The 19,945-nt window shown below is 73.1% G+C and carries 17 protein-coding genes and 1 tRNA gene; 10 read left to right on the top strand and 8 right to left on the bottom strand.

Features of this window, described 5'->3' with window-relative positions; translation table 11 throughout:
• Positions 1–49 precede the first annotated feature (49 nt).
• Entirely contained in the window at positions 50–1,291 is a 1,242-nt protein-coding gene (locus ACLQ2R_RS12940; RefSeq protein ID WP_425959716.1) for a CynX/NimT family MFS transporter, read from the top strand.
• On the opposite strand, the gene ACLQ2R_RS12945 is transcribed toward ACLQ2R_RS12940, so the two are convergent.
• Positions 1,277–2,050, bottom strand: coding sequence for an MBL fold metallo-hydrolase (locus ACLQ2R_RS12945; RefSeq protein WP_425959717.1), 774 nt, complete (start codon positions 2,048–2,050; stop codon positions 1,277–1,279). The genes ACLQ2R_RS12940 and ACLQ2R_RS12945 overlap by 15 nt on opposite strands.
• An 89-nt stretch (positions 2,051–2,139) precedes the next feature.
• Here ACLQ2R_RS12945 and ACLQ2R_RS12950 point away from each other — a divergent pair, with 89 nt between their 5' ends.
• Positions 2,140–2,739, top strand: coding sequence for a CGNR zinc finger domain-containing protein (locus ACLQ2R_RS12950; RefSeq protein ID WP_425959718.1), 600 nt, complete (start codon positions 2,140–2,142; stop codon positions 2,737–2,739).
• Here the strand turns inward: ACLQ2R_RS12950 and ACLQ2R_RS12955 are convergent.
• Both ACLQ2R_RS12955 and sigJ read right to left on the bottom strand, forming a co-directional pair.
• Complete coding sequence (locus ACLQ2R_RS12955) at positions 2,706–3,914, bottom strand: NAD(P)-binding protein (RefSeq protein WP_425959719.1); 1,209 nt, start codon at positions 3,912–3,914, stop codon at positions 2,706–2,708. The genes ACLQ2R_RS12950 and ACLQ2R_RS12955 overlap by 34 nt on opposite strands.
• Positions 3,915–3,969: 55 nt before the next feature.
• On the bottom strand, positions 3,970–4,854 hold the full coding sequence (gene sigJ / locus ACLQ2R_RS12960; protein ID WP_425959720.1) for an RNA polymerase sigma factor SigJ: 885 nt from the start codon (positions 4,852–4,854) through the stop codon (positions 3,970–3,972).
• A gap of 111 nt (positions 4,855–4,965) precedes the next feature.
• Here sigJ and ACLQ2R_RS12965 point away from each other — a divergent pair, with 111 nt between their 5' ends.
• Both ACLQ2R_RS12965 and ACLQ2R_RS12970 read left to right on the top strand, forming a co-directional pair.
• Complete coding sequence (locus ACLQ2R_RS12965; protein ID WP_425959721.1) at positions 4,966–6,396, top strand: MFS transporter; 1,431 nt, start codon at positions 4,966–4,968, stop codon at positions 6,394–6,396.
• 19 nt (positions 6,397–6,415) lie between these two features.
• Positions 6,416–6,488 (top strand) — tRNA-Ala (locus ACLQ2R_RS12970).
• A 193-nt stretch (positions 6,489–6,681) separates the two neighbouring features.
• On the opposite strand, the gene ACLQ2R_RS12975 is transcribed toward ACLQ2R_RS12970, so the two are convergent.
• Positions 6,682–8,310, bottom strand: a complete 1,629-nt coding sequence (locus ACLQ2R_RS12975) for an ATP-binding cassette domain-containing protein (protein ID WP_425959722.1) — start codon at positions 8,308–8,310, stop codon at positions 6,682–6,684.
• 105 nt (positions 8,311–8,415) lie between these two features.
• Between ACLQ2R_RS12975 and ACLQ2R_RS12980 the strand changes: the two genes are divergently transcribed.
• The 6 genes from ACLQ2R_RS12980 (at position 8,416) to ACLQ2R_RS13005 (ending at position 13,704) form a co-directional block, all read left to right on the top strand.
• Complete coding sequence (locus ACLQ2R_RS12980) at positions 8,416–9,147, top strand: TetR/AcrR family transcriptional regulator (protein WP_425959723.1); 732 nt, start codon at positions 8,416–8,418, stop codon at positions 9,145–9,147.
• Between the two features lie 91 nt (positions 9,148–9,238).
• Complete coding sequence (locus ACLQ2R_RS12985) at positions 9,239–9,691, top strand: MarR family winged helix-turn-helix transcriptional regulator (protein ID WP_425959724.1); 453 nt, start codon at positions 9,239–9,241, stop codon at positions 9,689–9,691.
• A 134-nt stretch (positions 9,692–9,825) separates the two neighbouring features.
• Entirely contained in the window at positions 9,826–10,821 is a 996-nt protein-coding gene (locus ACLQ2R_RS12990) for a diacylglycerol/lipid kinase family protein (protein ID WP_425959725.1), read from the top strand.
• A 283-nt stretch (positions 10,822–11,104) separates the two neighbouring features.
• Complete coding sequence (locus ACLQ2R_RS12995; protein WP_425959726.1) at positions 11,105–12,025, top strand: oxidoreductase; 921 nt, start codon at positions 11,105–11,107, stop codon at positions 12,023–12,025.
• Positions 12,022–12,459 carry an SRPBCC family protein gene (locus tag ACLQ2R_RS13000; protein ID WP_425959727.1) on the top strand — a complete coding sequence of 146 codons (438 nt, stop codon included), beginning with the start codon at positions 12,022–12,024 and terminating at the stop codon, positions 12,457–12,459. Before ACLQ2R_RS12995 ends, ACLQ2R_RS13000 begins: the two co-directional genes overlap by 4 nt.
• Positions 12,460–12,870: 411 nt before the next feature.
• On the top strand, positions 12,871–13,704 hold the full coding sequence (locus ACLQ2R_RS13005) for an SCO6745 family protein (RefSeq protein WP_425959728.1): 834 nt from the start codon (positions 12,871–12,873) through the stop codon (positions 13,702–13,704).
• 18 nt (positions 13,705–13,722) lie between these two features.
• On the opposite strand, the gene ACLQ2R_RS13010 is transcribed toward ACLQ2R_RS13005, so the two are convergent.
• The 4 genes from ACLQ2R_RS13010 to ACLQ2R_RS13025 all read right to left on the bottom strand — a co-directional run bounded on the left by ACLQ2R_RS13010 (position 13,723) and on the right by ACLQ2R_RS13025 (position 19,371).
• Complete coding sequence (locus ACLQ2R_RS13010; protein ID WP_425959729.1) at positions 13,723–14,973, bottom strand: serpin family protein; 1,251 nt, start codon at positions 14,971–14,973, stop codon at positions 13,723–13,725.
• Between the two features lie 130 nt (positions 14,974–15,103).
• Positions 15,104–15,781 (bottom strand): hypothetical protein, encoded by a 678-nt coding sequence (locus ACLQ2R_RS13015; protein ID WP_425959730.1) that lies wholly within the window; start codon positions 15,779–15,781, stop codon positions 15,104–15,106.
• 187 nt (positions 15,782–15,968) lie between these two features.
• Positions 15,969–17,345: a selenium-binding protein SBP56-related protein gene (locus ACLQ2R_RS13020; RefSeq protein ID WP_425960040.1), complete on the bottom strand. Its 1,377-nt coding sequence runs from the start codon at positions 17,343–17,345 to the stop codon at positions 15,969–15,971.
• An 820-nt stretch (positions 17,346–18,165) separates the two neighbouring features.
• Positions 18,166–19,371 carry a hypothetical protein gene (locus ACLQ2R_RS13025; protein ID WP_425959731.1) on the bottom strand — a complete coding sequence of 402 codons (1,206 nt, stop codon included), beginning with the start codon at positions 19,369–19,371 and terminating at the stop codon, positions 18,166–18,168.
• Between the last annotated feature and the right edge of the window lie 574 nt (positions 19,372–19,945).

Genomic DNA, 19,945 nt, shown 5'->3' on the forward strand with positions numbered 1-19,945 from the left:
CCAATCATCCTACGATTGGATGAAACGACCAAGGAGGACAGGAACCCGCATGAGCGTGCTCACCCATCAGACCAGGGGCCGTACCACCGGCGCGAACGGCTCCCTCGCCTGGCTGCTCGTGCTGGGGATCATCCTCGCGGCGCTCAACCTGCGCACCGCCGTCACGAGCGTCGGGCCGGTTCTCGACCAGATCACCTCCGCCCTCGGCATGTCCGCCGCCGGGGTCGGCCTGCTCACCACCCTGCCCGTGCTCATCTTCGCCTCGGTCGGTGCGGTGACTCCCGCCCTGGCCAGGAGGATCGGCGAGCACCGCCTGCTGCTGCTGTCCCTCATCGTGCTCGGTTCCGGCCTGCTGATCCGTTCGATGGTCGGCTCGGCCGAGGTGTTCCTCTACAGCAGCGCGCTGGCGCTGTCGGGCGGCGCGGTGGGCAACGTGCTGATCCCCAGCCTCATCAAGCGCCACTTCCCCGGCAGGGCCGGGACCATGACCACCGTCTACACCACCGCCCTCGCGGTGGGCACCATGCTCGCGGCCGCCGCGACCGTGCCCATCGAGCGGGCCGCCGACGGCAACTGGCACGTCGCGCTGGGGGTGTGGGGGGCGCTCGCCGCCGTCGCCGCCGTCCCGTGGTTCGTGCTCTCGCGCAGGGAGCCGTCGGGGCACGGCGCGGACGGCGGCGCGGGCGCCCGTGCCCTGCTCCGCAGCAGGCTGGCCTGGGCGGTCGCCGCCTACTTCGGCACGCAGAGCATGGTCGCCTACATCATGTTCGGCTTCCTGCCGAAGATCCTCGTCGACGGCGGCTACACCACCGCGCAGGCGGGCCTGGTGCTGGGCGTCTTCACCGCGATCGGCATCCCGGTCTCGCTCCTCGTGCCCGCGATCGCCTCCCGGTTCGCCGACCAGCGGCCCGTCGTGGTCGCCTTCGTGCTCTTCTACACGGCGGGCTTCCTGGGACTCTGGCTCGCGCCGTCGTCCCTGGCCTGGGTCTTCGCGAGCCTGGTCGGCATCGGCATGGGGTCGTTCCCGCTGGCCCTGACCATGCTCGCCATGCGGACCCGCACCCCCGAGGCGACGGCCGCGCTCTCGGCCTTCGGGCAGAGCGCCGGCTACCTCATCGCGGGCGCGGGGCCCCTGGTCGTCGGCATCCTGCACGAGTCGAGCGGCGGCTGGACGATGCCGTTCCTGCTGCTGTTCGCGGTGGTGGCCGCGCAGCTCGTGGCGGGCTGGTACGCCGGCCGGCCGGGTCACCTGGAGGACGAGGGAACCCTCGCCCGCTCAGTTCAGCCGTAGCCGGTCGGCCAGGCCCGCGGCGTCGAAGGCGTCCACCAGGGCGTCGCGGCCCTCGGTGAAGTGGGACCAGCTGTCGAAGTGGACGGGCACCACCCTGCGCGCGCCGAGGATCGCCGCCGCCTCGGCGGCCTGGGCGCTGTCCAGGACGAGCAGCGCGCCGTCGAAGACGACGGGAATGCGGGGGGCCCCGGCGAACAGGACGGCCGTGTCCACCGGGCCGAACCGCCCGGCGATCTCCTTGACCAGGCCCAGCGAGGCGTTGTCGCCGCTGACGTAGACCGTGGGCAGGTCGGCCGAGGTCAGGACGAAGCCGACCACCTCGCCGGTGACCGCCTCCGCCCCCTCGGGGCCGTGCAGGGCGGGCGCGCCCGTCACGGTCACGGTGCCGCCGCCGGGACGGTCCAGCTCGACGGACGCCCACGGTGCCAGGCCCCGGGCGTTGCCGCCCAGGCGGACGGCGCCTCCGGAGGTGGTGAGGGTGAGCGGGACGCCGGCCAGCAGGGCCCGCCCGGAGTCGTCGAGGTTGTCGGGGTGCTCGTCGTGGGAGAGCAGGACCACGTCGACGGGGCCGAGGTCCGCCGGGGTGATCGCGGAGGGTGCGGTCTTGGTCAGGAGCGGGCTGCCGGGCCTGGGGTAGTCGCCGGGGGAGTCGAAGGTCGGATCGGTGAGGAACCTCAGGCCTCCGTACTCGATGAGGGCGGTCGGGCCGCCGAAGACGCGGACGGGAATCTGCTGGTCGAGCGTGCCGGTACCGGCCATGACGAGACACCTCACGGATGAGAAGGGGTTTATCCGTGAGGAACGGTACTTGCTTCTCACGGATCAATGCAATCCGTACCATGAGAACCATGAAGGAGACCGTGACCGCCACGCCCGTACCGCCTCCCGCGCCGGGTGCGGAGCGGCACCTCGCCCTCGACCTGGCCAACACCGCCCTCTCCCTGCCCGGCGGGCGGTCCACCGACCTCCTCGCCACCCCCGCCGCCGTCGGCCACTGGCTCGCCGAACGCGAGCTCGCCCCGGCCGAGGCCGGGCTGGGGGAGACCTGCGCGGCGCAGGTACGGTCGCTGCGCGAGCAGGTCAGGGCACTGCTCGCCGCCGTCACCGGGGGACTGCCCGCCCCCGCCGGGGCGCTCGACGCCGTCAACGACGCGCTCACCCGCGCCCCGGCCGCCTCCCTGCTGCGCTGGGACCCCGCCCGCGGCCTGTACCGCGCCGCCGCCCACCCGCTCACCCAGATCGCCGAGCACGCCCTCGCGGTCCTCGCCGCCGACGCCGCCGACCTGCTCACCGGTCCCGACGCCGCGCGCCTCACCGCCTGCGGCTCCACCCCCTGCACCCGCTACCTGCTGCGGTACGGCCGCCGCCACTGGTGCTCGACCCGTTGCGGCGACCGTGCCCGCGCGGCCCGCGCCTACGCGCGCCGCCCCCGGCCGGAGGCGGACTGAGGCAGGTCCCGGCCCGGTTCCCGGCCCACCGCCCGCAGCGCCGAGGCCGCGGCGGCCAGCGCGCTGTGCGAGGAGACCTCGCTGAGCAGACCCGGGGCCGCCACGGAGTCGCCCGCCAGCCAGACGCCGTTCCCCCGCTCGATGGCCGGCCGGTCCCGCCAGGTGGTCCCGGGCAGGTCCAGGGCGCCGGTGCGGCCGTTGCACGTGGCCTCCCGCCGCCAGGTCGTCCGCTCCCGCCAGCCGGGCAGCCCGAGGTCGGCCACCCGCTCCGCCCGCGCGATCGCCCCCTCCTTGGTCTCGTCCGCCCGCATGGGCATCTGGAGCTGGACGAGGGAGTGGCCGGCGGGGGCGAGCGAGGGGTCGGGCAGGGTGTAGCGCTCCAGGAAACCGCCCTCGTCCAGGTCGGAGACGAGGAAGAGGTCACCCCGGCTCTCGCGCAGGCCGAGGTCGAGCAGGACGGCCCTGCCGCTCTCCCAGCGCAGCGACCCGTCCCCGAGCAGGGTCCTGGCCGCGTCCAGGGAGGTCGCCACGATCACCGGGGTGTCCTCGGGCAGCGCGTCCACCCGCGAGCCGGTCTCGATCCGCACGCCGAGGCCGCGCGCGTGGATCGCCATCCGGTCGATCACCCGCCCCCAGCCGCCGACGACGTAGCGCGGCGCCGGGGGCCTCGGTGCGGCGACCCGCAGCACCCGCTCCCAGACGAACGCCGCGGACAGCCGCCCCGGGTCCCCGTCGTAGGTGACCACGCCGACCAGCCCGCAGGCGGCGCGCATCCCCTCCTGCCCGAGGTGCCGGCCGCCCCAGGTGGCGAAGTCCTCGTCGGCCGGGGCCCGCAGGCGCCGCCTGCCCAGGGCCCTCACCAGGGACAGCGGCGGCCCGCCGAGCCGGCCGCCGTGCCGGAACCTGGACCTGGCCAGCGCGCCGAGGGTGAGCCTGGCGTAGGGCTGGACCAGGCCCCTGGCCGCCAGCCAGCGCCACGGCGTGCCGTCGGAGTAGAAGACGTGGGTGCCGTCGTTGGCGACGTAGGGGCCGCCGGTGCTGCGGGCCCGGCCGCCCGGTTCCCGGTGGGCCTCGTGAAGGGTGACCCGCGCGCCGCCCTCGGCGCACGCGATGGCCGCGGTGAGCCCGGCCAGGCCCCCGCCCACGATGCTGATGTCTCGCGTCTGTCGTGTCATGCCCACCTGACGCACCGGAGGTGGAGGTTCGTGACATCGCCCCGGCGGGCGGGCCTCACAGGTGAACGAGCTTGTCCGGGTTCGCCACGATGAAGACGGTACTGATCAGGCCGTCCGTCATCTCCAGGGAGAACACCGTGACAGGGCGCCCGCCCACCCGTACCAGCAGGGCGGGCGCGTCGTTCACGTCCGCGATCTCCATGTCCAGGCCGTCGCCGGGATCGGCGCCCACGCTCTCCATGAACTTCCGCGACCCCTCGGGGGTGGCGATCGCGGCCAGGAAGCGCACCACCCTGCCCGCGCCCCTGATGACGCGGTGCGGAGCCCTGGCCTTGCCGCCGCCGTCGCTGATCAGCGACGCGTTCTCGGCGAACATCGTGGCCAGCGCCCCCAGGTCACCGCCCATGGCCGCACGGGCGAACCGCTCGGTGAGCTCGCGCCGCAGCCGGAGGTCCACCTCGAACCTGGGCCGGCCCTCGCGCACGTGCTCCCTGCCGCGCCGGGCGAGCTGCCGGGTCGCGGCCTCGCTGCGGCCGATCACCTCGCCGATCTCCGTGTACGGCAGGCCGAACGCCTCGCGCAGCACGAACACCGCCCGCTCCAGCGGCGAGAGCGTCTCCAGGACCACGAGCAGCGCCAGCTCCACCGAGCCCGCCAGCTCCACGTGCTCGGCCACGTCCGGGGTCACCACCAGCTCCGGCAGCCACGACCCCACGTACGACTCCCGCCTGGCCTTGAGCCGGCGCAGCCGGTCGATCGAGAGCCGCGTCACCACCCTGACGAGGTAGGCCCGGTCGTTCTCCACCAGGGAGGCGTCCACCTCCGACCAGCGCAGCCATGCCTCCTGGACGACGTCCTCGGCGTCGGTCAGGCTGCCCAGGATCCGGTAGGAGACCCCGGTCAGCAGGTCTCGGTACTCCTCGAAGCGCTCAACGGTCATGAGGACATAGACGTATCACGCCGCCGCGGTGTGACATGACCCGGTAAACAACCGTTTACCGGGACGCTCTACCATTTCAGGGGCGAACATTCGGCAGCGAGGGAGCAGGCAGTGACCGGAACGATCCTGGCCGAACCGGCTACGGCGCGGCAGGGGAGGCATCTGTGGCTGACCCTGGTGGCGCTCTCGGCGGCCGGGATGGTCGTCTCGGTCCAGCAGACCGTGGTCATCCCCCTGCTGCCCCGGCTGATGGTCACCTTCGGCGCCTCGGTCGCCGAGGTGACCTGGGTCTTCACCGCCTCGCTGCTGGCCGCGGCGGTGGCCACGCCCCTGCTCTCGCGCCTGGGCGACATGTACGGCAAGAAGCGGATGATCCTGTTCACCGTCGGCCTGCTCGTCGTGGGGTCGGTGGTCTGCGCGCTCTCGGCCTCCCTGCCCGTGCTGATCGCCGGACGGGCCCTGCAGGGCGCGTCCGCGGCGCTCATCCCGCTGGCCATCGGCATGATCAAGGACAGCTTCCCGGCCGACAGGGTCATGACGGCCATCGGGGTGGTCAGCGCCACCATGGGCGTCGGCGGCAGCCTCGGCATGATCGTCACGGGCCTGATCGCCGACCGTACCCCCAGCCACCACCCGGTGTTCTGGATCACCGCCGGGCTCGCCGCCGCGGCGATCGTCCTCATCACGCTGAGCGCCCGCGACACCGGCGGCGGCACCGGGGGCCGCCCCGACCTCGTCGGCGCGGCGCTGCTCTCGGTCTGGCTGGTCTGCCTGCTGCTGGCGATCTCCAAGGGCAACGACTGGGGCTGGGACTCCGGGATCGTCCTCGGGCTGTTCGCCGGCGCGGTCGCCTTCTGCGCCGCGTGGGTCTACAGCCAGCTGCGGCTCCGCGCCCCGATGGTCCGCCTCCACCTGCTCGTGGGCCCGCGTTCCCTGCCCGCCAACCTGGCCTCGCTGCTCCTGGGCTTCGCCATGTTCGGCTCCTTCACGTTGATCTCCAGCTTCGTCCAGACGCCCCCGTCCGCCGGGTACGGCTTCGGCGGCTCCGTCCTCGACGTCGGCCTCTACGCGCTGCCCAGCACCGTGACCATGCTGCTGTCCTCCTTCATGGCCGGCCGGCTGTCGGCCCGGCTCGGCCCGGCCTACTCGCTGGCCCTCGGCGCGGGCCTGTGCGCCACCGGATTCGGCTGGTTCACCTTCTTCAACGACTCGGTGCCCCACCTGATCGGCTCCAACGCGGTGCAGGGGCTCGGCTTCGGCATCGCCTACGCCGCGCTGGGCGCGCTCGCCGTCCAGCACGTGCCGATGAACGAGAGCGGCATCGCCAGCGGGATCAACTCCCTGGTCCGCTCCATCGGCGGCAGCGTCTCGGGCGCCGCGACCTCCGCGCTGCTGACCTCGATCACCATCGCCGGCACCTCCGTCCCGGCCCGGAGCGCGTACGTGATCTCCTTCGGCATCATCACCGTCAGCGCCCTCGGGTCCGCCGCCGTCGCCCTGGTCTCCGGAATGCTGGCGCGAGGGGTGCCGAGAATCGGTTAGGATTTCATCTGCGTCGCAAGGGGCTATGGCGCAGCTGGTAGCGCGCCTCCATGGCATGGAGGAGGTCTGGGGTTCGAATCCCCATAGCTCCACCCGGGCCGTCCGCGAGACGGTTCGAAAGCTGTTCACGAGATCCCGTCCGATCACCTCGATCGGGCGGGATCTCGTCGTTTCCCGGCCGCCGAGACCGCCGAGACCGCCGAGACCGCCGAGACCGCCGAGACCGCCGAGACCGCCGAGACCGCCGAGACCGCTGGACCCGCCTGGACCGCCGTGGTCGCGACGTCAGCGCGCCCGCTCGACCCGGCCCTCGCGCCAGACCGGCTCGTCGCTCTCGTAGACCGTCCCGTCGGCGCCGAAGATCAGGAAACGGTCGAGGTCGTCGGCGAACCAGCGGTCGTGGGTGACGGCCAGCACCGTGCCGGAGAAGGAGGCCAGGCCCTGCTGCAGGGCCTCGGCGCCGGCCAGGTCCAGGTTGTCGGTGGGCTCGTCGAGCAGCAGCAGGGTGGCGCCGGACAGCTCCAGCAGCAGGATCTGCAGGCGGGCCTGCTGACCGCCCGACAACGTCTCGAACCGCTGGCCCCCGGCGGGGGCGAGCTCGTAGCGGGCCAGGGCGGCCATCGCCTCGTTCAGGGTGAGCGCGTGCCCGCCCATGACCAGCTCGGCCGGGGTGCGGCCGTGCAGCTCAGGCCGGGTGTGGGTCTGCACGAACAGGCCGGGGGTCACCCGCGTTCCCAGCCGGACCGAACCGCCGTGCGGCAGCGCGGGCACCGCGCCGTCGGCGGCCTGCTCCAGCAGCCGCAGGAAGGTGGACTTGCCCGAGCCGTTGGAGCCGAGCACCCCGACGCGCTCGCCGTACCAGATCTCGGTGCCGAACGGACGCATCAGGCCGGTGAGCTCCAGGTCCTCGCAGACGACGGCGCGCTTGCCGGTACGACCGCCGCGCAGCCGGATCCGCACGTTCTGCGGCCTGGGCGGGCGCTGAGGCGGGCCGGCCTCCTCGAAGCGGCCGAGCCGGGTGCGCGCGGCCCGGTAGGCCGAGGCCAGCGCGTCGTTGCCGGTCGCACCCTGGCGCAGGGTGCGCACCAGGTTCCTGAGCCGGGCGTGTTCCTCCTCCCACCGGCGCAGCCGCTCCTCCAGCCGGTCGACGCGCTCCTCGCGCGCCTTGGCGTAGCCGGCGAAGCCCCCGCCGTGGATCCAGACGCCGCGGTCCTCCACGGTCACGATCCGGTCGGCCGCCTCGGCCAGGAGACGGCGGTCGTGGGAGACCAGCAGCACGGTCTTGCCCGTGGCCCGCAGCCGCCCCTCCAGCCACTGCTTGCCGGGCACGTCCAGGTAGTTGTCCGGCTCGTCCAGCAGCAGCACCTCGTCCGGGCCGCGCAGCAGCGCCTCCAGGACGAGGCGTTTCTGCTCGCCCCCCGACAGGGAGGTCACCGGGCGGTCGCGGATCGCGTCGTAGGAGACGCCCATGGACGCGGTGGCGCAGACGTCCCAGACGACCTCCATGTCGTAGCCGCCGGCGTCGGCGTGGTCGGCGACGGCCTGGGCGTAGGCCAGTTGCGCGGGTTCGTCGTCGACGGCGGCCAGCGCCGCCTCCGCCCGCGCCAGGACCCCGGCGGCGGCCCGGACCCGCTCCGGCGCCACCGACAGCAGCAGGTCGTGCACGCTGCGGCCGTCGCGGACGCCGCCGATGAACTGCCGCATCACCCCCAGGCCTCCGGAGGAGACGACGCGGCCGTCGTCCGGCCGCAGATCCCCGGCGATCAGCCGCAGCAGCGTGGTCTTGCCCGCGCCGTTGGGTCCCACCAGGGCGGCCTTGGCCCCTTCCCCGACGCGGAACGACACCTCGTGCAGGAGCAGCCGCCCGTCCGGCAGCACATGGGTCAGCCGGTCCACCTCGACGTGTCCCGCCACGGCTCCTCCTTCGTGTGAACGTCCGGCCCCGCACGGTCACCGGATCGGTGTTTCAGTACCCGGATCAACGATCCGGTGCTCGATCGTCATACTAGACTCGCTCCCGTGGACACGAGCAAGGCGGAACCGGGAACACACCGATCGGGAGCGGCGGGGGAGGTGTGGCTGCGGCCACCCGCGCGCAGGGGGCGCGACTCCCCGCCGCTCAGCCGGGACCGGATCGTCGAGGAGGCCGTGGCCCTGCTGGACGCCGAGGGCGCCGACCGGCTGACCATGCGGCGCCTGGCCGAACGGCTCGGCACCGGCTCCACCACGCTGTACTGGCACGTCAAGACCAAGGACGACGTCCTCGACCTCGCCCTGGACGCGATCTTCGCCGAGGTCGGGATCCCGTCCGGGGACGGCCGGGGGTGGCGGGCCGGCGTCACCGCGCTGATCGGCGGATGGCGCGCGGTCCTGCTGAGGCACCCCTGGTCGGCGGCGCTGCTGAGCCGCCCCATGCTGGGCCCCAACGTGCTGGCCCGCAGCGAGTTCCTGTACGCGACGCTCCTGGAGGCCGGGGTCGTCGAACCCCGTCTCACCGCCGCGGCGTACGGGCTGTCCAACTACGTCATCGGCTCCGGGCTGATGCAGGCCACCTGGCCGGCCGGTGGGCAGGAGGACGTGCGCGCCGCCGCCCGGGAACACCTGCGCGCCAACCGGGAGCGCTACCCGGCCCTCGCCTCGCACGGTCCTCTCGTCGTGGAGGGCGACTGGGACGCGGCCTTCGCCCTCGGCCTGTCCTGGCTTCTCGACGGCATCCAGGCCGGTGTCACCGGCGGCGACGGGGCGGGGTGAGGCGGATGCGTGCCGGAGAGCGGCCGTGCCGGCGGTAGGAACTTAAGGATGTCAACAATCAATGTGGTGAAGGGGAAGGTATGATCGGCCGGTGAGCGCCGAAGCCGATCCCCTCGTGACCGAGCTGACGCAGCTGGTCTCCCGGGTCGCCGGGCGGCTGCGCGCGCAGTTCAACGCGACGGCGGCGGAGCTGGACCTGCCCCCGGCCCAGGCGCAGGCGCTGGCCAACCTGCGCGGCCCCGTCCCGATGCGCGAGCTGGCCGACGAGCTCTCCTGCGAGGCGTCGAACGTGACCGGCATCGTCGACGGCCTGGAACGCCGCGGCCTGGTCGTGCGCCGGCCCGACCCCTCCGACCGGCGGGTCAAGCGCCTGGTGCTCACCGAGGAGGGCGCGCGGCGGCGGGATCTGCTGTGCTCCCGGGGCCATGCGCAGGCGACGTCCCTGTTCGCCCTCTCCGGTGACGACCGCCTGCTCCTGAGGGACGTGCTGAGACGCCTCCTGGCCGACCCGGGCCCCGACACCGGAACCGGCACCGGCACCTGATCCGACAGACGGGAGCCGGGGACGTCTCCCCGGACGCCGGTCCCGGCCTGGGCGGGGCCGCGGACGCGTGATGTTTGCCGCCCGGGGGTGGGGGCAGCCGAGGACGTATCCGACGTGGTGCTACAGGAGGTCAGATGGTCCCCCGGAAGCAGAAGGTCGGCACGGTCGCGGTGGTCGCCCATCAGCGCAAGACGTTCGGCGGAGGGCTGGACGAGTTGCGCAGGCTGCTCGCCGACGAGGGTGTCGGCAAGCTGCTCTGGTACGAGGTGCCCAAGAGCAAGAAGGCCCCCAAGAAGGCGCGCAAGGCCCTCAAGGAGGGCGCCGACCTGGTCCTGGTGTGGGGCGGCGACGGCATGGTCCAGCGCTGCGTGGACGCGCTCGCCGGTTCGGGCGTGACGGTCGGCATCCTGCCCGCAGGCACGGCGAACCTCTTCGCGCAGAACCTCGGCATCCCCGAGGACCTGCCCAAGGCCGTGCACATCGCCTTCCACGGCGACAGCAGGAAGCTGGACCTGGGAAGCGTCAACGGCGAGCACTTCGCCGTCATGGCCGGGGTCGGGTTCGACGCCGCCATGATCAAGGACGCGGACCGGGGGCTGAAGGACCGCCTGGGGCGCGCCGCCTACGTCCTGACGGGCCTGCGCCACATCCGCGGCGAGCTCGTGCCGATGGAGGTCAAGATCGACGGGGTGCCCTGGTTCGAGGGTGAGGCGAGCTGCCTGCTGCTGGGCAACGTCGGCACCATCACCGGCGGGATCGAGGCGTTCGACGACGCGCGTCCCGACGACGGCTGGCTGGAGGTCGGCGTGACCACGGCCAAGGGGCCGATCCAGTGGGCGCGGGTGCTCGGCCGGATGACCGCCGGCAGGTCCGACGAGTCGCCGTTCGTCCGGATGACCCGGGCGCGCAAGATCACCGCCAAGCTCGGTGCTCCCATGACCTACGAGCTGGACGGCGGCGCCAAGGGGACCGTCACCGAGCTCAAGGCCAAGGTCGTGCCGGGCGGCATCACGATCCGCGTCCCCGCGTCCACGGACACCCCGGAGGGTACGGACACCTCGGAGGGCAGGGACACCCCGGAGGGTGCCGGCGTCACGCGCGGCGCCGGAGAGCCGGCCGTGACCGCGTGATCGTGCGTTCCCCGTCTCCGGCCGTGCCGTGACGGGGATTCACCGTCGGCCCTCCGGTGACCGCCGGCCCCTGTGATCGGGGGCCGGGGTGACCGGAGGGCCGCGGTGATCGGGAGGTCGTGGCCGTCGCGTGGCGGCGCTCGGCCCGTTGTCCGAGGGGCCCGGCCTCCGGCACCGTCGGCGAGGTACGGCCGAATGATTACAGCTTTTCATTAACATTCGTAACAAATGCGTATTCGGTATAGTTTGTCGATATTTTCGCTTGATGGAAGCGGGCGGATCGATGACCGGTAACCGTTGGACCGAGGCAGACGTCCCCGACCAGGCAGGACGCGTCGCCCTGGTGACCGGCGCCAACACCGGTATCGGCCTGGAGACCGCCCGGGTGCTCGCCGGGCGCGGGGCCACGGTGGTGATCGCCTGCCGTGACACCGCCAAGGCGGCCGCCGCGGTGGAGCGGATCGGCGCCGGAGCGATGTCCGGGGTCCGGGTCGAGGTGCTCCGGCTCGACCTCGCGTCGCTGGAGTCGGTACGCCGGGCCGCAGGGGAGTTCCTCGACCGCCACGAGCGCCTGGACCTCCTGGTGAACAACGCCGGGGTGATGATCCCGCCGCTGAGCCGTACCGAGGAGGGGTTCGAGCTGCAGTTCGGCGTGAACCACCTGGGACACTTCGCCCTGACCGGCCTGCTTCTCGGCGGCCTCCTGAAGACCTCCGGCTCCCGCGTGGTCACCGTCAGCAGCATCGCCCACCAGCAGGGCCGGATGGACCTCGGCGACCTGCGCGCCGAGCGCTCCTACAACGCCTACACCGCCTACGGCCGCTCCAAGCTGGCGAACCTGATGTTCACGTACGAGCTGCAGCGGAGGCTCGCCGCGGCGGGGGCGGGGACGATCGCGCTGGCCGCGCATCCGGGGGTGTCCAGGACCGAGCTCAGCCGGAACATGTCGCCGGTGCTGCGGACCCTCAACGACGTCGTGGGCGGCCTCGTCCTGCAGAACGCGCGGATGGGCGCCCTGCCCAGTCTCCGCGCGGCCACCGATCCCGCCGCGCGGGGCGGCGACTACTACGGTCCGGCCGGGGCGGGCGGGTTCCGCGGCCACCCCCGGCGGGTCCGCCCCGCCGCCCGCGCGCACGACGAAGCCCTCCAGGGGCGGCTCTGGACGGAGTCCGAGCGGCTGTCCGGGGTCGTGTACGAGCTGTGATCGAACTGAGGGTGTCGATCGACATAGAGCGCCCCGCCGCCGAGATGTGGCGGATCGTCGCCGACTTCGGCCAGGACCCCCGCTGGCGCGCGGGCGTGATCACCATGGCGCCGGACCCCCCGGGGCCGGTCGTCCCCGGCACCACCACCGACGAGTCGATCAGCTTCCGCGGCCGTTCCTACCACACCGGCAGCCAGGTGACCGGGGTGATGCCGGGCAGGGAGTTCTCCTGGCGGATGACGTCGGGGATCGACGCCGAGGGCGGCAGGTCGGTCGTGCCGCTGGGCGAGGACCGGTGCCGGGTGACCGTACGGCTGAGGTTCAGGCCTCCGGGCCTGCACCGCCTGCGCGGTCCCCTGCTGCGCCGCGCGCTCAGGCGCAAGTACCAGCAGGACCTCCGCCGCCTCAGCGACCTGGTGACCACGCGCGCCTGATCCTCGTCCCGACGCCGGGGACGGGGCGGTTCCCTTCGGGCGGGTTCACGGTTCCCTTGGCGCGAGGGCCCGGCCGTCCGGGTGCGGGTTCCCGGTTCGCTCCGTGCGAGGGTCCGGCCGTCTCGGTGCGGGTTCCCGGCGCCTTCCGTGTGAGGCCCGGTCGTCCTGGCGGGGGTTCCCGGTTCTGTCCGTGCGGGTTCCGGGTCCTCTCCGGCCAGGTCCTCGCGGGGCACGCGGTCGTTGACGGCTACCGGCGGGTAGGAATAGGTTCCCAGATACCGGCCGGTCGGTTAACGGGAGCGTGCCCGCGGACACGGAACGGGGTCGCCGGCCTCGTCCGGTGCCGGTCGGGCCGCCCCGGCCTCCAACCGGCCGCGACGACCCGTTTCGTTGACCGTTCGGAGGCATGAGATGACCGACGTCCAGCTCGCCCGTCAGTCCTGGCGGCGCCTGGAGCCGCTGCACGGGATGATCTACTTCGTTCCCGAGGCCACCGAGCGCTACGCCGCGCTCGGAGTGGACGGGCGCGCCGGTTACTTCGCCTCCCGCGCGGCCGCCTTCGGCGCCGCCTCCGCCGAGCTGGTCATCGCGACCTTCTACAACTTCCATCCCGCGCTCGTCCGCGGCCACCTCCCGGCCGTCTGGCGGGTGACGACCCCGGAGAAGATGCTCGACGCCCGTCTTGAGGCCGCCGACGCGGCCCTGCGCCGGGCCGGGATCCACGAGATCGACACCCTGGACGACACCGCCGAGCTGGCCGCCCGCGCCGCGCGGGAGGCGTGCGAGCACCCCCAGGGCCGCCCGCTGTTCGCCGCGCACGCGGCGCTGCCCTGGCCGTCCGAGCCGCTGCCGAAGCTCTGGCACGCCCAGACGCTGCTGCGCGAGTTCCGCGGCGACGCGCACGTGGCGACCCTCCTGGCCGAGGGGGTCGGCCCGCTGGACGCGCTGGTCCTGCACGCCGCGACGGGCCAGGTCCCCACGGTCTTCCTCAAGTTCAGCCGGGAATGGCCCGAGGAGGAGTGGGCCGCCGCCACCGAGAGGCTGCGCGAGCGCGGCCTGGTGCGGGGGGAGGAGCTCACCGACGAGGGCAGGACGCTCAGGCAGCGGATCGAGGACCGTACCGACGAGCTGGCACTGCCCGCGTACGCGGCGCTCTCCGACGAGGAGCTGGCCCGCCTGGCCGAGCAGGCCCGCGTCTTCGGGCGGACCGTGGTGGACGCGGGCCTGCTGACCTTCTCCGGCTGAGCAGGGAAAGACCCGGTCTCACCCCCGTGAGGCCGGGTCTCCCACCTGGCCGACGAAGAGCGGGGTCAGCGTCGGCCGGTGCACGATCGCGAACGCGAACGGGCGGTCGGCGCGGACCCGCACCTCGGGCGGAGCCATGGCCATCACCGGGAAGGCGAGACCGGTGACGGCCGCGGCCTCGGTCCCCCACTCGTCCACGGTGACGGTGGCGCGGTGGACCGCCTGGCCGAGCGAGGCGCCGTCGATGACACCGGAGTAGTCGGAGCCGCGCAGCCCCAGCGTCCCGAGCGGTTCCGTCAGGTCCAGGGCGGTGGAGAAGTCCCAGCGGGGCAGGTCCAGCCGTACCGGCCGCGCGCGCAGGCCGGAGGACACCTCGGCGAGCACCGCGGGGGAGAGCAGGTCGGCCGGGGAGGCGCCGGTCCGCGGCACCAGGACCCACATGGCCAGCTCGTCACCGGTGTAGCGCAGCTCCACGGCCTGCCAGGCGGGCCCCTCCACGTACGGGACATCGCCGTCGCGGCGCATCAGGGTGGTGCGCACGGTCGTCCCGTCCGCACGGGTGAAGACGGCGTTCTCCTCGGGAGGGTCGGTGAACGGCGTCGCCCACTCGGCCTTGAGGTAGAGGGCGTCCGCGACGACCAGCATGGTCTTCGGGTCCAGCCGGTCGAACACCCTGGTGATCCGCCCGGCCGTCCGTTCCTCGGCCCAGGCGTCGATGACCTCCGTGGCGTCCCCGGTGAAGTCCACCTGGTGCGCGCCCGTGCCGTACTGCTCGGCGAGCGTGCGCAGGAAGTCCGGCTTGACGCTCAGCCCCTCCTGGACGAACAGCCCGTCCGCGATGCCCACGACCGGGGGCCGGGGCGGGCCGCCGTCCTGCGCGTCCCTTCGCTCGTCGGGGTCGGGCGGGGGCGGCGGGTCGTCGGTCGTGACGATCCGCCGGGTCAGCGCGTTGAGCGGGACGTGCGGCCCGCCGGAGGGGAAACCGAAGACCCTGTCGAGCTCGGCGGCGGTGTCTCCGGTGGCTCCGGCCCTCGCCATCCCGAACGCGTGGGTGATGCTCAGCGGTGACAGGACGACGTTGGCGCGGGCGGGCGCGGCGATCGCGAACAGCGAGTGACCGAAGGCCGTCAGACCGCGTACGGTCTCCGCGACCGGAGGGTTCTGCGGGTCCTGCCGCTTCACCCCCTTCGCGGAGATCAGGTTGGGTTTGGACATGGCGCAGGCCGAGAGGGCGGCGACGGCCAGCAGTGCGGGGAACAGTCGGCGCATGCCTGTGGAACGTACGGGGGCGCCGGGTGGTTCACGCGTCCGGCCGGAGATCGTGCCGCCGGGTCCCGTCGCTGTCCGGCCCTGGTGCTGTCCGGCCCGTCCCCGTCCGGCCCGTCCCTGCTCGGTTTCGTCACGTCAGGGCGGCGAAGACGCCCGCGCCGATGAGGGCGACGGCCCAGGCGAGGTCGAGGTTGAACCACGCCCTGCGCAGTACCGAAACCCCCAGCCGCTCGTAGACGAGCAGGGCCAGGACGGTCGTCACGACCAGCATGGCCACCGTGTGGACCCCCGTCGCGAGCAGGCTCTGCGAGGCCAGCGCGACGGCCCCCTGATCGCCGTGCGCGAGATGACCCGCGTGCCCGCCCTGCTGACCGTGCCCCGCGTGGCCCGCGTGCGCCTCGTGCCCGCCCCCCGCGCCGAGGGTGACCGGGAGCACCATGAGACCCGCGCCGTGGGCGGTGGCCATCAGGAACGACCAGCCGGTGAGCTGCCACCCGTTCACCTTCATCCCCACCCGGCGGGGATGGTGGCGTCTCAGCAGCCGCCATACCCCGAACCCGCACACCAGGGCCGCCACACCGTACGAGACCGCCTTGGGCGGGGCGGCGAGACGGGCGGCCGACACCAGTCCCAGCGTGGCCAGCACCGAGGCGGCGTGACCGAGCACGATCGGCGGGAGCGCGCGGAGCACGCCGGCGCGCGAGCGCTCCTGCAGGCCGAGCGCGACCGCGAAGAGCCAGCCCATGGCCGGGTTCAGGCCGTGGAAGGCGCCGAGCCCGGCCACGATGAGCAGGGGGGTCAGATCCATCGGTTGCGCCTCACAGGGACGGTGGGACGGCCGGGACCGGTGACGGGCTCGGAGGCGGCCGGAAGCGGACGGGGGTCGGGGTTCGGGGAGTGGGGCCGGGTTGCGCCGGGTGGAGGGACAGGAAGTGAGGGGGAAGGGCTCCGGAGGGCGCGGACCCTGGAGTCCGGGGACGACCGGGGAGGCGGGATCAGGGGAAGCAGTAGGAGTCGGAGGAGGAGTCGCCTCCCTGAAGGCGGATCTGGTGCGCGCGGCGGCCGTCGGCCGCGAAGTCGGTGAAGAAGCCCGCGTCGAGGGCGAGGGAACCGTCCTCGGCGACGTCCACCTTCGCCATCCAGCCGGAGACGCCGTCGGGGTAGAAGACGTCGTCCCAGGAGCGGTAGAGCGAGTTGGTGAAGTAGACCCGCCGCCCGTCCCTGCTGGCCTCGACCATCTGCGGGCCGCCGTTGAGCGGCCGGCCGGGGGCGGCCGGGTGGGCGTCACGGCGGACGATCCCGCCGATCCGCACCGAACCGGTCTCCCGGGGAGCGAACGGGTCGGAGACGTCGTACGCCTTGAGCTCCCCGGTGCCCCAGGCCGAGACGAGCAGGATGCGGTCGTCGAGGGTCAGCGAGATGTCGCTGACCAGGGGCGGTACCGCGCCGAACTGCTTGAGCGGCTCCGGCAGCAGGTCGGGGTCGGCCGGTTCGGCCGGGATCGTGATCGTCTTGCGGGCCTTCCAGACACCGTCCTCCAGGTACCAGGTGAAGATGTTGGACGACAGGTCCTCGACGTCGATCACCGTGTTGACGAAGCCGTAGGTCCTGGTGGGATCGTGGGCGGGCCGCAACTCCAGCGCCATCTGGTGCCGGTCGCCCAGGTCGATCTCCTGGAGGTGGGTGCGCCTGGTCAGGTCCCAGACGTGCAGCCGATGACCGTAACCGCGGCCGGCCAGCAGCTCCAAGGACGGCCCCGGCTCGATCTGGTTGGGTGTGCCCCACTCACTGGTGATCATCGTGTCGTGTCCCAGGTGCCACCAGAAGTCGTAGTGCAGCCGTTGCGGTCCGCGGTCGGCCTCCCAGCGGCCCTTGGGCTCGAAGGTGTCGTGGTCGAGCGTGAAGACCCCGCCGGGCGCGTCGCCGTCCACGTTTCCCAGCGCACTGACGTAGATGGCGTCGGTGCCGCAGTGAACGGTGTGCGGACGGCTGTAGCCGGTCCTCTCGAAGACCGTCTCGGGTTCGATCGTCTTGACGAGCTTGGGACGGCGGGGATCGTCCTTGACGTCGAAGATGTAGATCCTGCTCGACCGCAGGCCGGGGAGGACCAGGTAGCGCCGCTCCACGTGCGGGTGCGGGGCGTACGGGCACAGGGCCGCGCTGCACACGTTCCAGCCGAAATGGTGGAGCTCGTCGCCGGGAACGGACATGTCGTGCACATCGGCGATCGATCCGTCGGACAGGTCGATCGTGGCGAGCCCGTCGGGCCGTCCGTCGCCGGACGCGTCCAGCAGGGCGACGTAGGCGAGCTCCTCCCGGGGCGCCAGCATGGCCTCGCGCGCGGAGGGATAGAAGGTGGGGTCGGGCTGCATGAGCGGCACGGTGAACTCCTGACTCGTGGCCGGAACCGATACCCAACCAATGTTGTAGGAAAGAGAGTCGCTGTCCAGGGGACATATCGGTACGACTGCCACGGGATTACCGGGAAAGGCGTGTGGGGGTCCGCTCCGCCGGTTCGTCGAGGTGGCGGATCTCGCAGGGGAGGTGGGCGGGGTGGGCCGGTCGGTGAAGGGGCCGGCGGGATTCTCGGGTGGGCGGGCGGGGTCTTCGCCCGGTGGCCGTGAACGACGAGCCCGAAACAGAATGAATGCGGGGGATCTTCGTAACGTGGCGGGAGGGGCGCGGCTCTCCGGACGAAGGAAAGGGACGCGGCTCTCCGGGGGAAGGAAGAGGACGAGGCTCTCCGGACGAAGGAAGAGGTGCGGGGCGACGATGCCCCGCACCTCTTCGCTTTCAACCGACGTTCACATGTCCTGTGCGATCGTTCCGGTGTTCTTCTCGTGCTACCGGAGAACTCCGGAGTGCCCCTTCAAGACGTGACGCGCCGATCGGCCTGCTTCCATGAAACCCGGCGAATATCTCAGCAGATCTTCACGGGGGTGCAGATCCCCATGGAGCTACCGATTCCGATGGAGTCGCCGATCCCGATGGGGGCTCCCATCACCGGGATGCCGATGACCGAGGGGCCGTACACCGGAGTCGCGACGACCCGGATGGGAGTGACGTGGACGGTGTGGAGCGGCCTGCTGGTAGGTCCGGCCCCGGTTCCGGCCGGTCCCTCCGGTCCAGCGGGTCCTTCGGGTCCTGCGGGTCCCTCCGGGCCTGCGGGTCCTTCGGGTCCTGCCGGTCCCGCTAGACCGTCCGCGCCTGCGGGTCCCTCCGGCCCTGCGGGTCCCTCCGGTCCTGCCGATCCGGGGAAGCCGTCGGCTCCTGCGGGTCCGGGAGGTCCTGCGGGTCCCTCGGGTCCGGGGAAGCCGTCGGCTCCCGCCGGTCCGGGAGGTCCTGCCGGTCCCTCAGGTCCGGGGAAGCCGTCGGCTCCCGCCGGTCCGGGAGGTCCTGCCGGTCCCTCAGGTCCGGGAAGGCCGTCTGCGCCTGCCGGTCCGGGAGGTCCTGCGGGTCCCTCGGGTCCGGGAAGGCCGTCAGCCCCTGCGGGTCCTGCCGGGCCTGGGAGGCCGTCTGCTCCCGCCGATCCGGGAAGGCCGTCTGCGCCTGCCGGGCCTGGGAGTCCGTCTGCTCCGGGAGGTCCTGCGGGTCCGGGGAAGCCGTCTGCACCTGCGGGTCCGGGAGGCCCAGCGGGTCCCTCGGGTCCGGGAAGGCCGTCAGCCCCTGCGGGTCCGGGTAGGCCGTCGGCTCCGGGAGGTCCTGCGGGTCCCTCGGGTCCGGGGAAGCCGTCGGCTCCTGCGGGTCCTGCCGGTCCGGGTGGGCCGTCTGCGCCTGCCGGTCCGGGGAGTCCGTCGGCTCCGGGAGGTCCTGCCGGTCCCTCGGGCCCGGGGAAACCTGCGGGTCCCGCCGGTCCGGGAAGGCCGTCTGCGCCTGCGGGTCCGGGAAGACCGTCTGCTCCCGCCGGTCCTGCCGGGCCGGGAAGACCATCTGCTCCGGGAGGTCCTGCGGGTCCCTCGGGTCCGGGAAGGCCGTCAAGTCCCGCCGGACCTGCCGGTCCGGGCAGGCCATCGGCTCCCGCGGGTCCGGGAAGGCCGTCAGCCCCTGCCGGTCCTGCGGGCCCGGGGAGACCGTCTGCGCCTGCGGGTCCGGGTAGGCCGTCAGCTCCGGGAGGCCCTGCGGGTCCCTCGGGTCCGGGCAGGCCATCGGCTCCCGCCGGTCCGGGTAGGCCGTCAGCCCCTGCCGGTCCTGCGGGTCCGGGGAGACCGTCTGCGCCTGCGGGTCCGGGTAGGCCGTCAGCCCCTGCCGGTCCTGCGGGTCCGGGTAGGCCGTCGGCTCCGGGAGGTCCTGCGGGTCCCTCGGGTCCGGGAAGGCCGTCAAGTCCCGCCGGACCTGCCGGTCCGGGAAGACCATCTGCTCCGGGAGGTCCTGCGGGTCCCTCGGGCCCGGGAAGGCCATCGGCTCCCGCCGGCCCGGGTAGGCCGTCAGCCCCCGCCGGTCCTGGGAGACCGTCGGCTCCGGGAGGCCCTTCCGGTCCCTCGGGTCCGGGTAGGCCGTCAGCCCCCGCCGGTCCTGCCGGGCCGGGCAGGCCGTCAGCCCCCGCCGGTCCTGCCGGGCCGGGCAGGCCGTCGGCTCCCGCGGGTCCTGCCGGTCCGGCGGGGCCCCTGGGGCCGGCAGGCCCGCGCAGCCCGTCGGGAAGCTTGCACAGGAAACTCGGCAGGCCGAGCCACCTGCACAGCAGGATGTAATTGCCGTCGGTCGCGGTCGGTCGCACCGCCTTGTTGATGATTGCTCCGGTGGCCACAATGTCGCTGACGCGAATTGTCGGAGACATGCGGATCACCGGGGACACGCGGACTACCGGAGACACCGGGACAAGGCCTGTGCAAACGGTGGTGAACTGCAGGAGACACGGGTCTGCCTGAGTGCCGTTGAGAGAGCTGATTCCGCCGTGGCGGGCCTGGGCCGTGGCGGGGAGTCGCGAATCGGCCGAAACGGGAACAGGGGAGTTCAGAAGAAGGACGGCCCCGGC

The organism is Streptosporangium sp. DT93 (genome assembly GCF_049844535.1).
Classification (GTDB): Bacteria; Actinomycetota; Actinomycetes; order Streptosporangiales; family Streptosporangiaceae; genus Streptosporangium.

Excerpts from the sequence above, each read along its gene's own strand:
- ACLQ2R_RS12955 (WP_425959719.1), bottom strand. The coding sequence starts at position 3,914 with ATGACACGACAGACGCGAGACATCAGCATCGTGGGCGGGGGCCTGGCC.
- ACLQ2R_RS12940 (WP_425959716.1), top strand. The coding sequence starts at position 50 with ATGAGCGTGCTCACCCATCAGACCAGGGGCCGTACCACCGGCGCGAAC.
- ACLQ2R_RS12995 (WP_425959726.1), top strand. The coding sequence starts at position 11,105 with ATGACCGGTAACCGTTGGACCGAGGCAGACGTCCCCGACCAGGCAGGA.
- ACLQ2R_RS12950 (WP_425959718.1), top strand. The coding sequence starts at position 2,140 with ATGAAGGAGACCGTGACCGCCACGCCCGTACCGCCTCCCGCGCCGGGT.
- ACLQ2R_RS13020 (WP_425960040.1), bottom strand. The coding sequence starts at position 17,345 with ATGCAGCCCGACCCCACCTTCTATCCCTCCGCGCGCGAGGCCATGCTG.
- ACLQ2R_RS13010 (WP_425959729.1), bottom strand. The coding sequence starts at position 14,973 with ATGCGCCGACTGTTCCCCGCACTGCTGGCCGTCGCCGCCCTCTCGGCC.
- ACLQ2R_RS12945 (WP_425959717.1), bottom strand. The coding sequence starts at position 2,050 with ATGGCCGGTACCGGCACGCTCGACCAGCAGATTCCCGTCCGCGTCTTC.
- sigJ (WP_425959720.1), bottom strand. The coding sequence starts at position 4,854 with ATGACCGTTGAGCGCTTCGAGGAGTACCGAGACCTGCTGACCGGGGTC.
- ACLQ2R_RS13005 (WP_425959728.1), top strand. The coding sequence starts at position 12,871 with ATGACCGACGTCCAGCTCGCCCGTCAGTCCTGGCGGCGCCTGGAGCCG.
- ACLQ2R_RS13015 (WP_425959730.1), bottom strand. The coding sequence starts at position 15,781 with ATGGATCTGACCCCCCTGCTCATCGTGGCCGGGCTCGGCGCCTTCCAC.
- ACLQ2R_RS13025 (WP_425959731.1), bottom strand. The coding sequence starts at position 19,371 with ATGGCCTTCCCGGGCCCGAGGGACCCGCAGGACCTCCCGGAGCAGATG.
- ACLQ2R_RS12990 (WP_425959725.1), top strand. The coding sequence starts at position 9,826 with ATGGTCCCCCGGAAGCAGAAGGTCGGCACGGTCGCGGTGGTCGCCCAT.